A 13,897-nucleotide genomic window follows, 5' to 3' on the forward strand; every position below is an offset into this window, starting at 1 on the left:
CAAAATAGTGAAGATTTTCGCAATATAATCCAGAATATTACTAAAACTCTGAATATTTAATTCAGTTAAACTGATTTTGGAAGCGCTTTTAAGTGCGATATTCTAACCAAATGAAATAAGGGGGTTATTCAATTATGTTAAAAAAGCTCAAGAAAAAGAAAAAATCAAATCTACTAGCCATCACTCTTACATCATCGTTAATTCTCTCAGGAATCACCTTTGACATTGCGTCCGCTCAGAGTCCAGATTCATCAACCGTACAACAAAACCAAACTTCTATTGTACAAACAACAGCACCATTCTTAACCGATGCTGCTTCTATTGACAGTGTTATTCAAGCGATGAGCCTCGAGGAAAAGGCTAAATTCGTTGTAGGTGTAGGAATGCCTGGATTCGGGGGGACACCTCCATTTGAAGTAACTGGAGCCGTAGGCGGTACATTTGGAATTCCTCGCTTAGGTATCCCTGAACTGCGTTTAGCTGACGGGCCGGCAGGTCTTAGGATCAGACCGACAAGACCAGGTCAAACCCAAACTTATTATGCAACCGCTTTCCCGATTGCAACGGCTCTAGCCTCAACTTGGGATCCTGCAACAGCAGAAGCAGTAGGACAAGCTCAGGGAAATGAAGTGAAAGAATACGGTGTTGACCTTTTACTAGCACCGGCACTTAATATCCACCGTAATCCATTAAACGGACGAAACTTCGAATACTATTCAGAAGACCCTTTAATTGCAGGGAAAATGGCTGCGGCGATGGTAAATGGGGTACAATCCAATGGTGTTGGAGCAACAATCAAGCACTTTGCTGCCAATAACCAGGAAACTAACAGGAATAGTATTGATACGATAGTTTCAGAACGTGCTTTAAGAGAAATTTATCTTAAAGGCTTCGAAATTGCTGTAAAAGAATCCCACCCTTGGTCGGTCATGAGTTCCTATAACAAACTTAATGGAACCTACACATCCCAAAATGCGGACTTGCTTACAACTATTTTACGTAAGGACTGGGGCTACACAGGCTTTGTAATGACAGACTGGTTTGGCGGGGATAATCCGGTAGAACAAATGAAAGCTGGCAATGACATGATTATGCCAGGTATGTCGTATCAATCCGAATTAATTAAGGCAGCTGTTGAAGGTGGGGATTTGGATGAATCGGTCCTTGACCGTAATATTAAAAACATTCTCCAGATCGTCATCCAAACCCCTGAGTTTAAAAAGTATCAAAACACAGACAAGCCAGATTTGACGGCTCATGCTCAAACAGCTCGAAATGCAGCGGCAGAAGGGATGGTTCTCTTAAAGAACGACAAGATGCCGCTTCCTATCAGCAAGGACCATAAGATTGCTATATTTGGCAATACACAAATCGAAACAGTTAAAGGAGGTACAGGAAGCGGCGATGTCAATGCGGCTTACACTACTTCTATTGTTGAAGGACTAAAGACTGGTGGATACCAAATAAATCAACGTCTACTTCAAGAATATAAGACATATATTGATACATTACGCTCGCAGGATCAGTATAAAATTAAACAAAGTCCATGGGGTGAAGATTTTGGCAAGTTAGTCCCAGCAATTCCTGAAAAGCCTTTGGCAGATAGCGAAGTTGCTTCTTCTTCCAAAGAATCGGATATCGGAATCATTGTAATTGGCCGTAATTCTGGAGAAGGTGCGGACCGTAAAGTTGTAAAAGGGGATTATTTGTTAAGCGATGCAGAACAAGAAATGATTTCGAAGGTATCAGCAGAGTACCATAAGCAAGGAAAAAAGGTGGCAGTTATTTTGAATATTGGCGGGCCCATCGAAGTGGCAAGTTGGCGGGATAAAGTCGACTCAATCCTATTAGCATGGCAGCCAGGTCAAGAAGCAGGTTATGCTGTTGCGGATGTTATTTCCGGTAAAGTCAATCCCTCTGGGAAACTAGCAACTACCTTCCCAGTAAAATACAGTGATGTGGCATCGGCGAATAGCTTTCCAGGTACACCTGCTGATAACCCAAAACAGGTGGTCTATAACGAAGACATTTATGTTGGCTACCGCTACAATACCACGTTTAATGTAAAGCCTGCTTATGAATTCGGTTATGGATTGTCATATACTAGCTTTGATATTAATCATTTAAATATTAACGAGGGCAAGAAATTTAAAGACAAGCTTAAGGTATCTGCTATGGTTGAGAATACGGGTAACCTCTCTGGAAGAGAGGTTGTCCAAGTGTATGTTTCCGCACCAGATGGAAAACTTGAGAAACCTGCAGTTGAATTAAAAGCCTTTGGTAAAACAAAGGATCTTAAACCTCATCAGCGTGAGCTTCTTCAATTCGAGCTTAATGCCAAAGACCTTGCCTCCTACGATGAAGAGGAAAATGCATGGGTTCTTGAAAAGGGCACATATACCGTAAAAGTTGGGGCGTCCTCAGAAGATATTAAAGAGTCTGCTACATTTACAGTAGAACATGATATGGTCGTTGAAAAAGTTAACGAAGCATTGGCACCGAAAGTTGAATTTGAGAGACTTACTAAATAAAGAAAAAATGATCAAAACCAGCCATCATTTAGTCTCTGAAGGCTGGTTTTTTATAGTTTTACACAGAATTATTAAACGGTATAATTCTGACACATGCTGCATTTTAAATGAGATTGTCGACATTTGGAAAGTTACGTATAATAGATTTATCTATGCTGAGGGATCGGAGTTGGGATATGAGCAGATTATCCATCATCGCGTATTCTGTTGGAAGTTTGTTTTTCTTAATTAGTTGCTCATTTTCATTCTATTATGGCTACAAGGTAATCACGCATGATTTACCTAAGGAACAGAAAACAGTAGAAAAGTATAACTATCATTTTGTGCTAGTTCCAGAAGAGCTAGACAATGAATATTGGAAGCTTGTCGAAAAAGGCGCAGAGGATGCGGCCAATAAATATGGAGTGCTTCTGGAATATGCTGGTCCAAAGCAGGCAAACATTGATGATCATGTGAAGACGATTGAAATGTCAGCTGCCTCCAAAGTAGATGGAATCATGACTCAAGGATTGAGTGATGAGCAATTTACACCGCTGATCGACCGGGTCGTAGCCAGCGGGATTCCTGTTGTAACCGTTGATACCGATGCTGCTAACAGTAGAAGAATGGCCTATATTGGAACCGATAATTATTATGCGGGTTATTTGGCAGGGAAAGCTTTGATAGCGGATACATTTGGGAAGGTAAATGTCGCCATCATTACTGGCAGCTTTTACGCGAATCATATGCAGCAGCGGGTCAAGGGGTTTGAAGATGCCGTTAAACCGGAACCAAGAATTAACATCATTGCGGTGGAAGAATCCGAGATTAGCAGGGTAAAGGCAGCAGAAAAGGCCAATCAAATCTTACAGGATCATCCGGAGGTTACAGCCTTTTTTGGTACAAGCGCCCTTGATGGAATTGAAATAGCCCATGTGGTCAAAAAATATCATAAACAAAAGCAGATCTATATTATTGGCTTTGACACGCTCCCAGAAACAATGGAGTTTATTCGTGAGGGCACCATCCATGCAACCGTTGTTCAGGAACCATATCAAATGGGGTATGGAGCCGTTAAAATGATGATTGATCTTATTCAAGGAAAAAAGGTTCCGCCAGTCGTCCATACTGATACTCGGATTTTAAGAAAAGCGGATCTGCCTGTGAGTAATCAGTTCCGAAGGGCGGTTGACCAATGATGCTATTTCGGATCCGTTCTAAACTATTACTCTATTTTATTGTCCTAGTCGTTTTACTGACCTCAGTCGGAATGTTCTTTTATGACAGAAGTGAAAAACTTGTTTCTGAGTACGATGAAAGCTTTGAACGTTTTCTTTTACTGAATGATATCTCACAGAGAAGTAATCTCCTTACAGAAAAGCTGCATGGATATATCTTAGATAAGGAAAAAACATATCTTCATGACTATCGAAGCGAAAAGTTGAAGTTAATTAAGGACCAGAAGAGACTGATTAAAGTGATGAACAGCAATGATGTGACCCTTACAAATTATAAAAATATGATTGACAGCTTCCTAGATGAGGGAGATGCTACCATCGGCACATTTGAGCAGGATCAAATTAATCAATATTCAAACCACTTTAACGAAGTTTTGAAAATTAACTCGTTTCTTCAGGAAAGTACACTGGCTTTATTGAATAATAAATTAACTGATTATCAAAAATTCTATGATCAAATGGAGCAGCAAAATCATTTTTATAAGCTCCTGTCGATGTCCTTATTCGCGGCGGCCTTTTTCCTTAGCACTTTATTGGCATTATGGATTTCCGGCGGGATTACAAGGCCGATTAGTATGCTATCAAGTGCTGCAAAAGAGATAGCAACAGGCAATTTATCCGGTGATGATATTAAAATAACCACAAAGGATGAGCTCAAGCTTTTAACAGAAACATTTAATCAAATGCGTACGAATTTAAAAGTACTGGTTACTGAGATTAAACAACAAGGTGAACTCGATAAGCTGTTAAAAGAATTAGAGTTAAGAAGTCTGCAAAACCAAATCAATCCGCACTTTTTATTTAATACCCTCAATACTGTTTCAAAGATGGCCTACCTTGAAGAAGCGGAGGAGACGTCAAGGTTGATCGAAGCAGTTGCCGCATTATTACGCTACAATTTAAGTGATTTCGATAAGGTCTCAACCTTAAGAGATGAAGTAAGTATTGTGAAAGAGTATTTCTTTATTCAAAAAACAAGATTCGGTGATCGAATTCAATTTATTACGGATATTCAAGAGGAATATTTGGATATGGAAATCCCGAGTTTGGTTCTCCAGCCGTTAATTGAGAACGCCTTCATTCATGGCGTTGAAGAATATGAAGAAAATGGTGTGATCGAGCTCCATATTTATCGGCTGAATGACCGTATAAATGTAGAAGTCATCGATAACGGAGTAGGAATGGACGAGCGGACGAAAAAGAAACTAACTAATTACGTCCATCATTTCGAATTAGAGGAAACCGCTGAAAAGGCTAAGCCAAAAGGTCAATCCAATGGGATTGCAGTCAAAAATGTGATTAGAAGGCTGCAGCTTTTTTACCATAGAAAAGATATTGTTGAAATAGAATCAGAACTAAACAATGGAACCATTTTCCGACTGACGATTCCTGTCGCAGCCAAAGGAGGAACCGAACTTGTTGAAAATTCTTATAGCAGATGATGAGGTACTCGAACGAAAAGCAGTAGCAAAAATCATTCAAAGCTCTAAAGCGGATGTCATGGTGATTGGGGAAGCACAGAACGGAAGAATTGCGATTGAAATGGCCCAAGAACATCGGCCTGACATCATCTTTATGGATATAAAAATGCCTGGGATTGATGGCGTTCAAGCGGTGAAGGAAATTAAAAAGTTCGATCAGGGTATTCGTTTTATCATGGTTTCAGCATTTAATACGTTTGAATATGCAAAGGAGGTCATGCAGCAAGGGGTAAAGGAATACATTCTCAAGCCAAGCAGTAAAAAGGACCTTCTTGAAAGCATGCAGCGGGTCGCAGAGGAAATCCAGTCAGAACTAAAGCAAAAGGAAGAACAGCAAAGCCTGAGAGCAAATCTGGACAGGGCCGTGTCGATTGCTCAAAAAGAATGGGTTACCTCCTTACTAATGAACCAGGTGCAGGATATATCATTTGATGAATGGAGTCAGCTCCTTGGTGTAGAAATTACATCCGGATATATGATGTTATTTTCATTGAAATCATCCTCTCAAACGGAATTGTCCCTGCCGGAAAAAGAAAAATGGTACAACTGGCTAAAGGATTCACTCCAATCGAATGTCGTCAAACATGAAATTATGGTGGGAGCGATGATGGACTGCCAAGTTCCCGTTTTATTCTTGTGCAAAAAGTCAGCAGAGAAAAGTCATTTTAGGACTAATGCCGAAACCGTCATCGACACCCTTTATCGCTTATTCAAACAAGAACGCCTTGGGTCAGAAATGAAAATTGGCATTGGTCACCCCTATAATCATGCACATGAGCTCAATCGGTCTTACCACGAAGCGGTCTTGGCACTCGACGAGCTTTTAAAAATGCCGAACCGTAAATATTTATTCTCTAACAAGCAGGGACAGGCTTTTGAAGTTCCCACTGACTCAGAGGTGATTGAGGTAGAGAAAAAGCTGCTTGATAGTGTTAGACAAGGGGATGTCAACCAGGTGATGTTAACCTTTGATTCCTTTGTCGCAAAGATTAGCACCAATACGGTAACAGCATCTTTTGTTAAAAAATCGTTTGATGAGCTGTTTATTCTTATTTCCCGTATGCTGCATGATTTAGGGATTAACTATGAACGGATTCCCAACATGGATGAATCCGAGGATATCCGAATGATTTTGGAAACGGGCAAGTCGCACTTACTTGCAGTTGTCCAGCATGTCCAGGTGTGGCGGAATAATCACGCAAAGGGAATGCTGCAAAAAGCAAAGGATTTTATAGAGACACACTATGCGGATTCCATTACACTAGAATCTGTCGCTGAATACGTCGAATTAAGTCCGTTTTATTTTAGCAAGCTTTTTAAAGATCGATTTGGAATGACCTTCATTGATTATTTGACGGAGATTAGGATCAAGAAAGCTAAAGCGGAAATGCTGGACCCCGGAAAGAGCATGAAAGAAATCTGTTATTCAGTCGGCTACCGGGATCCAAACTACTTCAGCAGGGTATTTAAGAAGCTGACAGGATTATCGCCAAGTGAGTTTCGAAAGGTAACGGTGAATTAGGAAGATATTTTTTAGGGCCAATTTCATGTGAAATTGGTCCTTGTTTTTTTACAAAATAAAGTTGTTTTATTACATAATTGTTTCAAAGATTGCAAAATAATCTAGGAAATCACAAATTAGTGCTATAGGTAGTACCTATTGTAACCGCTGTCACCATGATACGATATTTGCAAGGGCATACATTAAGACTGAATTAAGCTCCAAGAAAACAGCTTAATAGGGTCTTTATAAAAAGAAAAAGGGAGATTGATGAGAGTGAAGAAAAAAGGTTTGATTCTATCATTAACAGTTGCATCTAGTATTCTATTAGCAACAGGTTGCAGCAGTAGTTCGACAAGCGGCTCTGGAGATTCTGGAAAGAAGAGCAATGACCTTCCAGCTGTAGGGGCAACCATCTATAAGTTCGATGATAACTTCATGTCATACGTACGTCGCGCGATGGAAACGTCAGCAAAAGGAAATGTGAATTTAATGCTGAACGACTCACAAAATGACCAAGCAAAGCAAATCGAGCAAGTGGATACGTTAATCGCTAAAGGTGCAAAATCACTGGCGATCAATCTAGTAGATCCAAAAGCAGCACAAACCATTGTAGACAAAGCGAAAGCTAAAAATATTCCTGTTATCTTCTTCAATAAAGAGCCGGATGAAAGCGTATTAAGCGGCTATGATAAAGCTTACTATGTAGGAACTACTTCTTCAGAATCAGGCGTTCTGCAGGGTGAGTTAATCGCGAAGGCTTGGGAAGCTAACAAAGATAAGTGGGATAAAAACCACGATGGCAAACTTCAATATGTGTTACTAAAAGGGGAGCCAGGACACCCAGATGCAGAAGCGCGTACAAAATATGTAGTTGATACCGTAAAGTCTAAAGGGATCCAAGTAGAACAATTAGCAATGGATACAGCGATGTGGGATGCAACAAAAGCAACTGAAAAGATGGATGCATGGGTTTCTAAGTACAACGATAAGATTGAATTTGTAATTGCCAACAACGATGGTATGGCATTAGGTGCAATTTCTTCACTTGAAAAAGCAGGCTATTTCACAGGAGATAAGTTTGTTCCAGTTGTAGGGGTTGACGCGATTCCGGAAGCACTTGAAATGATCGAAAAAGGCAAAATGGTTGGTACAGTCTTGAATGACGCGAAGAACCAAGGAAAAGCAACTATTGACCTTGCAGCTAATGCAGCAAAAGGAAAAGATGTTTTAGATGGAACTGAGTGGAAGCTTGATGACAAGAAAGCCGTTCGTGTTCCTTACGTTGAAATCACGAAGGACAATATCGAAGTCGGTAGGGATGCTTACAAATAAGTAAAATCTGAAAAGCGCCTGTTCGGGGGGCGGAGCCACTTCCCCTTGGCGCTCTTCGAACGAAGGAAAAGATCATGCTTTTCCTTCGTTCGGAGACCTAAGCTTTCATCTTAGTGAAGCGAATACCGAGCAAATAGTAAATTCAACTACTTTTTATTAAATAGATATGAGCTGGACCTGGAAGGATCACTCATATTTTTTAAATGGTTAAGTTAGGAGGTTCACTTATGACAGGATCTAGTACTACCTATCTACTTGAAATGCAGAATATCACAAAAAGATTTCCTGGAGTACTTGCATTAGACAATGTTAGCTTGAAGGTGAGGCCGGGTTCGGTTCATGCCTTAATGGGAGAAAACGGTGCAGGAAAATCAACCTTAATGAAATGTTTATTCGGCATTTATTCGATGGACAATGGCAAAATCATCTTTAATGGAAGCGAGATTTCATTTGCCAATTCCAAGCAGGCATTAGAAAACGGCGTTTCCATGGTGCACCAAGAATTAAACCAAGTCCGCCAGCAAAATGTTATGGATAATATCTGGCTGGGCCGTTATCCGAAAAAAGGTATTTTCGTAGATGAAAAGAAAATGTATGAGGACACCGCAGCGATATTCAAAGGCCTAGACATAAATATCGACCCGCGCAGTAAGGTTAGTTCATTATCTGTTTCTGAGATGCAGATGGTTGAAATTGCAAAAGCTGTATCTTATCATTCAAAAATTATTGTAATGGATGAGCCGACCTCATCCTTAACAGAGACGGAAGTAAACCACTTATTTAGAATCATTAAGCGGCTTCAAAGTGAGAATGTGGCCATCATTTACATCTCACACAAAATGGAAGAAATCTTAAAGATTTCAGACGAAGTAACGATCATGCGAGATGGCCAGTACATTGCCACTAGAAGTGCAAAAGATCTGACAACGGATGAAATCATTAAGCTAATGGTAGGCCGGGACTTATCACAGCGCTTCCCCGCTAAGGAAAACAAACCAGGAGATATTATTTTAAAGGTTTCTGATCTAACTGCAGAAACACAGCCGTCTTTTAAGAATGTAAGCTTTGAATTGAAAAAGGGTGAAATACTCGGAATTGCCGGCTTGGTAGGTTCTAAACGGACAGAAGTACTCGAAGCAATCTTTGGAATCAGGTCATTAAAATCTGGAAAAATTGAGCTGAATGGCAAGGTGGTTAAAAATCAATCGCCACAACACGCCATTAAAAACGGCTTTGCCCTTGTAACTGAAGAAAGAAGATCCACTGGTATATTTTCCGATTTAAGCATCAGCTTTAATTCAATCATTTCAAACATGAAGCAGTATAAAACAAAGAGTGGATTCCTATCCAATAAGAAAGTAGCGGACGATACCCAATGGGTAATTGATTCGATGAAAGTGAAAACACCATCACAAAAAACGTCAATTGGCAGTTTATCCGGCGGAAACCAGCAAAAGGTTATTATCGGGCGCTGGCTATTGACTAAGCCTGATATCTTATTGCTTGATGAACCGACACGAGGCATAGATGTTGGGGCGAAATTCGAGATTTACCAATTAATCAACAAATTAGCAGCAGACGGTAAGGGGATTATCATGATCTCATCCGAAATGCCGGAGCTGTTGGGTACGACAGATAGAATTCTCGTAATGAGTAATGGAAAAGCAGCTGGGATCGTTGATACGAAGACGACTTCTCAAGAAGAAATCATGCGATTAGCCGCATTGTATTAGGAGGCGACAAAAATGAGTACAGAAGCTTTAAAAAAATCGGGATCTAAGGAAGCAAAAAATTCGAAATCAGGTTTCTCAAAATGGATTGTTGATAATGTGATTTATCTAGTATTAATTCTACTAGTCGTTGGGATCGTTGTGGCATCACCAGATTTCTTATCGATGACGAACTTAATTAATATTCTAAGTCAGGCGTCATCACGTGTTATTATTGCCCTTGGGGTAGCGGGTATTTTGATTCTGGCCGGTACTGACCTTTCCGCAGGCCGGATGGTGGGTTTGGCAGCGGTTGTTTCAGCTTCCATGCTTCAAGCAAGTGACTATGCTTATAAAATGTACCCGCATTTACATGAATTACCACTATTTGTTCCAATTATTATTGCGATGTTAGCAACTGGTTTCATTTCTGCCATCAGTGGTGTGATTGTGGCAAAATTTCATGTGCCGCCATTCATTGCCACATTAGGTATGATGATTGTGGTGTACGGTACTTCTTCTATCTACTTTGACCGTCCTCCGTATGGTGCACAGCCGATTGGCGGTTTAAGTGAGAAGTTTACAACGTTTGCCCAAAGAGGAATTAAGCTTGGTCAATATGAATTTCCATATCTAATCTTCTATGCCATTATTGTATCACTTATTATTTGGGTTATTTGGAATAAAACGCAGCTTGGTAAAAACATGTATGCAATTGGCGGAAATCCTGAAGCAGCAAAGGTTTCAGGGGTTAACGTAGCCAAGAATATCATCATTATCTATATGATCGCAGGTCTTCTTTACGGCTTCACCGGTGTTCTTGAAGCAGGTCGTGTAGGTAGTGCCACTAATAATACAGGTAACATGTACGAGATGGACGCGATTGCAGCCTGCGTAGTCGGCGGGGTATCATTGACTGGCGGTATTGGAACTGTACCAGGTATCGTAACGGGAGTTCTTATTTTCCAAGTTATCAACTACGGATTAGCTTTCCTTGGCGTAAGCCCGTACATCCAATTCATCGTAAAAGGCTTAATTATTATCGTCGCAGTAGCCTTCGATATGCGCAAACACGCAAAGAAAAAATAAACACAAAACGATAGGGCAGCTTCCAACATGGAGAGCTGCCTTTTTCTTTTATAAAGAAAACGTAACCAATGATGTTATTTGAATCATTGATTGTTCGATATTATAGAATATCTTTAACAATGGAAAAAATAAGATATGAATAGAGATAAACAGTTTATAAGGTGAGTTTAGTACAGTTTGTAAGTTTGAAAAATAATATATTTCAGAAATATTTAAATAAATAAATAATATACTAGACGAATGAAATTAATTGTATTACAATACTAAATATCAATTAATTCAACGACTAAACATACCGATCCTATTAAGATACTAAATAATGGATGTTTGTGTCAGAAAAATCAGAAAAAAGATAAAGGGGATGTCATGATGAAGAAGAATTTTGCAAAGATGTTTATGGCTTCAACATTATTGGCTGGCGTACTAGCCGGATGTTCGGGAGCAAAAGATAGTGCTGGAGGAGGAGGAGACACCGTTAAATTGGGTGTAAACCTTGAACTTTCAGGCGGAGTTGCTTCTTACGGGGAGTCACTTGCTTCAGGTATCAATCTTGCTGTTGATGAAATTAACAAAAAGGGCGGAGTTGACGGCAAGAAAATCGAGCTTGTTAAAGTGGACAATAAATCAGATGCAGCGGAAGCGACAAATGGTGCCATCAAGTTAACCAGCCAAGATAAAGTAACAGCTATAATCGGTGCAGCTACAAGTGGTGACACTGTTGCCCAAGCGGAAATCGCCGATAGCAATAAAACCGTTTTATTAACACCATCAGGAACAGCTCCAAACGTAACAGTTACAGATAAAGGGAAATTAAACGAATACGTATTCCGTACTTCTTTTATTGATCCATTCCAAGGAACAGTTGCAGCCAACTTTGCAGCTAACGAATTAAAAGTTAAAAACGTTGCAATCTTTGCTGATAGTGCAAGTGACTATGCGAAAGGTTTGGCAGCTTCATTTAAAGAAACGTTTGAAAAAGCAGGCGGTAAGGTTGTCTCTGAAGAGGCATATGTTGGAAAGGATACAGACTTCCGTGCAACATTAACTCGTATCAAGGCCAAAAATCCTGAATTTATCTTTATCCCTGGATATTACGAAGAAGTTGGGTTAATTGTAAAACAAGCTCGTGAAATGGGCATCACTGCTCCTCTAATGGGTGCAGATGGCTGGGATTCACCAAAATTAGTAGAATTAGCTGGTAAAGATGCGTTAAACAATACCTATATCACAAATCACTATTCTTCCGAAGACCCAGACAAAAAGATCCAAACGTTTGTATCTGCTTTTAAAGCAAAGAACAATGGAGAATCACCAAATGCTTTCAACGCTCTTGGCTATGATTCAGTTTATCTATTAGCAGATGCAATTAAGAGTGCAGGAAGCACTGACCCTAGCAAAATTAAGGCAGCATTAGAAAAAACTAAAGATCTATCCCTTGTTACTGGTGTGGTTACGATTGACAAAAATCACAATCCGATTAAATCTGCAACAGTCTTAGAATATAAAGACGGTAAGCAAGTATTTAATACAAAGGTTGACCCTAAATAAATCTCGAAATATGATTATAAAAAGACTTCTTCACTCCAATGGTGAAGGAGTCTTTTTTTTGGCACAATTCTTGCATATTAATTAAGCGTAGCCTACTTAATTCGCTTTTTAATTTACAGGAGGTGCTTTTGAAGTGAATAAAATGATTTCAAGGGAAGAAGTTTCGTCCCTTTTTACAGATGGAATGACGATAATGGCTGGGGGCTTTATGGGCGTGGGGACACCTCAGGAACTTGTTACAGCAATGCTTGAAGCGAATGTAAAGGATATTACCTTAATCGCCAATGACACCGCTTTCTCAGAAACAGGTGTAGGGCCTTTAATTGTAAATAAACGAGTGAAAAAGGTGATTGCCTCACATATTGGAACAAACCCGGAAACTGGCCGGCAAATGATTGCGGGCGAAATGGAAGTAGAACTAGTTCCACAGGGAACCTTGGCTGAACGTGTACGTGCCGGAGGTTCAGGATTAGGCGGAGTATTAACTCCTACTGGAGTGGGAACTGTTGTCGAAGATGGGAAAGAAAAGATTACCGTCGACGGCCGGGAATATTTGCTTGAAAAGCCCCTTCGTGCTGAGGTTGCCTTGTTGAAAGCTTTTAAAGCCGATAAAGCAGGAAATTTAATTTATCACCGTTCTGCCAGGAACTTTAACCCGTTGATGGCCTTGGCTGCTGACACCGTTATTGTCCAAGTGGAGCAGCTTGTAGAAGTGGGAGAAATCGACCCAGATGAAGTCATAACACCTGGAATCCTCGTGGATAAAATCTATGTTCAAGGAGGTCGTCGATCATGATGACTACACTCGTTAATCCAAAACAAATCATCGCTGCACGCGTGGCAAAGGAATTGAAGGATGGAGATGTGGTGAACCTGGGCATCGGGCTGCCAACCATGGTGCCCAACTACTTGCCTGATGGTGTGAACGTGATTTTACAATCAGAAAATGGCTATGTGGGTCTTGGACCTTTAGAGGGCGATATTGATCCAGATTTAGTTAACGCCGGCGGTCAGCCAGCTGGTATTATTCGCGGAGGTGCCTTCTTTGATAGTCTGTTTTCCTTCGAATTAATTCGCGGCGGACATGTCGATGTTACTGTTCTTGGCGGGCTGGAAGCAGATGCGAAAGGAAATCTTGCCAATTGGATGGTTCCAGGGAAAATGGTTCCTGGAATGGGCGGGGCAATGGACCTTGTGACCGGCGCAAAAAAGGTGATTGTCGCAATGGAACATACGGCCAAGAATGGTTCCTCTAAAATTCTCGAGCAATGCCGTCTGCCGCTGACTGGTAAAGGGGTAGTTGATCTAATTGTAACCGAATTGGCTGTTTTTCGTGTTACAGCGGATGGATTGGTTTTGGAGGAACTTCAAGAGGGTGTCGACCTAGAGACAGTAACGGAAAAGACAGAAGCGGATTTTACTTTAGGCCTTGCAATAAAATAAAAGTGTTTGCTAGTGAAAGAGAATTGGGAGGGCTTTTCTTAAA

Annotated in this window: 10 protein-coding genes; all 10 read left to right on the forward strand. The window is 40.4% G+C overall.

Annotation, left to right across the window (positions count from 1 at the left end; all coding sequences use genetic code 11):
* The first annotated feature begins 134 nt into the window (after positions 1 to 134).
* The 10 genes from J7E81_RS20440 (at position 135) to J7E81_RS20485 (ending at position 13,854) form a co-directional block, all read left to right on the forward strand.
* Positions 135 to 2,531: a beta-glucosidase gene (locus tag J7E81_RS20440; protein WP_251028768.1), complete on the forward strand. Its 2,397-nt coding sequence runs from the start codon at positions 135 to 137 to the stop codon at positions 2,529 to 2,531.
* Positions 2,532 to 2,707: 176 nt separating this feature from the next.
* Positions 2,708 to 3,709 (forward strand): sugar-binding protein, encoded by a 1,002-nt coding sequence (locus J7E81_RS20445; protein WP_215045294.1) that lies wholly within the window; start codon positions 2,708 to 2,710, stop codon positions 3,707 to 3,709.
* On the forward strand, positions 3,706 to 5,190 hold the full coding sequence (locus tag J7E81_RS20450; protein ID WP_308162245.1) for a sensor histidine kinase: 1,485 nt from the start codon (positions 3,706 to 3,708) through the stop codon (positions 5,188 to 5,190). The genes J7E81_RS20445 and J7E81_RS20450 overlap by 4 nt, the downstream gene beginning before the upstream one ends.
* Complete coding sequence (locus J7E81_RS20455) at positions 5,165 to 6,751, forward strand: response regulator transcription factor (protein WP_215045295.1); 1,587 nt, start codon at positions 5,165 to 5,167, stop codon at positions 6,749 to 6,751. Before J7E81_RS20450 ends, J7E81_RS20455 begins: the two co-directional genes overlap by 26 nt.
* A 249-nt stretch (positions 6,752 to 7,000) precedes the next feature.
* Positions 7,001 to 8,065, forward strand: coding sequence for a galactose/glucose ABC transporter substrate-binding protein MglB (gene mglB, locus J7E81_RS20460; protein ID WP_215045296.1), 1,065 nt, complete (start codon positions 7,001 to 7,003; stop codon positions 8,063 to 8,065).
* 227 nt (positions 8,066 to 8,292) lie between these two features.
* Positions 8,293 to 9,798 (forward strand): galactose/methyl galactoside ABC transporter ATP-binding protein MglA, encoded by a 1,506-nt coding sequence (mglA, locus tag J7E81_RS20465; protein WP_215045297.1) that lies wholly within the window; start codon positions 8,293 to 8,295, stop codon positions 9,796 to 9,798.
* Positions 9,799 to 9,810: 12 nt separating this feature from the next.
* Entirely contained in the window at positions 9,811 to 10,863 is a 1,053-nt protein-coding gene (gene mglC, locus J7E81_RS20470; protein ID WP_251028769.1) for a galactose/methyl galactoside ABC transporter permease MglC, read from the forward strand.
* Positions 10,864 to 11,232: 369 nt separating this feature from the next.
* On the forward strand, positions 11,233 to 12,411 hold the full coding sequence (locus tag J7E81_RS20475; RefSeq protein WP_215045298.1) for an ABC transporter substrate-binding protein: 1,179 nt from the start codon (positions 11,233 to 11,235) through the stop codon (positions 12,409 to 12,411).
* 142 nt (positions 12,412 to 12,553) lie between these two features.
* The gene (atoD, locus tag J7E81_RS20480) at positions 12,554 to 13,207 is read left to right on the forward strand and encodes an acetate CoA-transferase subunit alpha (RefSeq protein WP_215045335.1); all 654 of its coding nucleotides are present in this window, start codon (positions 12,554 to 12,556) and stop codon (positions 13,205 to 13,207) included.
* Complete coding sequence (locus tag J7E81_RS20485) at positions 13,204 to 13,854, forward strand: 3-oxoacid CoA-transferase subunit B (protein ID WP_215045299.1); 651 nt, start codon at positions 13,204 to 13,206, stop codon at positions 13,852 to 13,854. Before atoD ends, J7E81_RS20485 begins: the two co-directional genes overlap by 4 nt.
* Positions 13,855 to 13,897 lie beyond the last annotated feature (43 nt).

It is taken from the genome of Bacillus sp. ISL-18, assembly GCF_018613415.1.
Classification (GTDB): Bacteria; Bacillota; Bacilli; order Bacillales; family Cytobacillaceae; genus Neobacillus.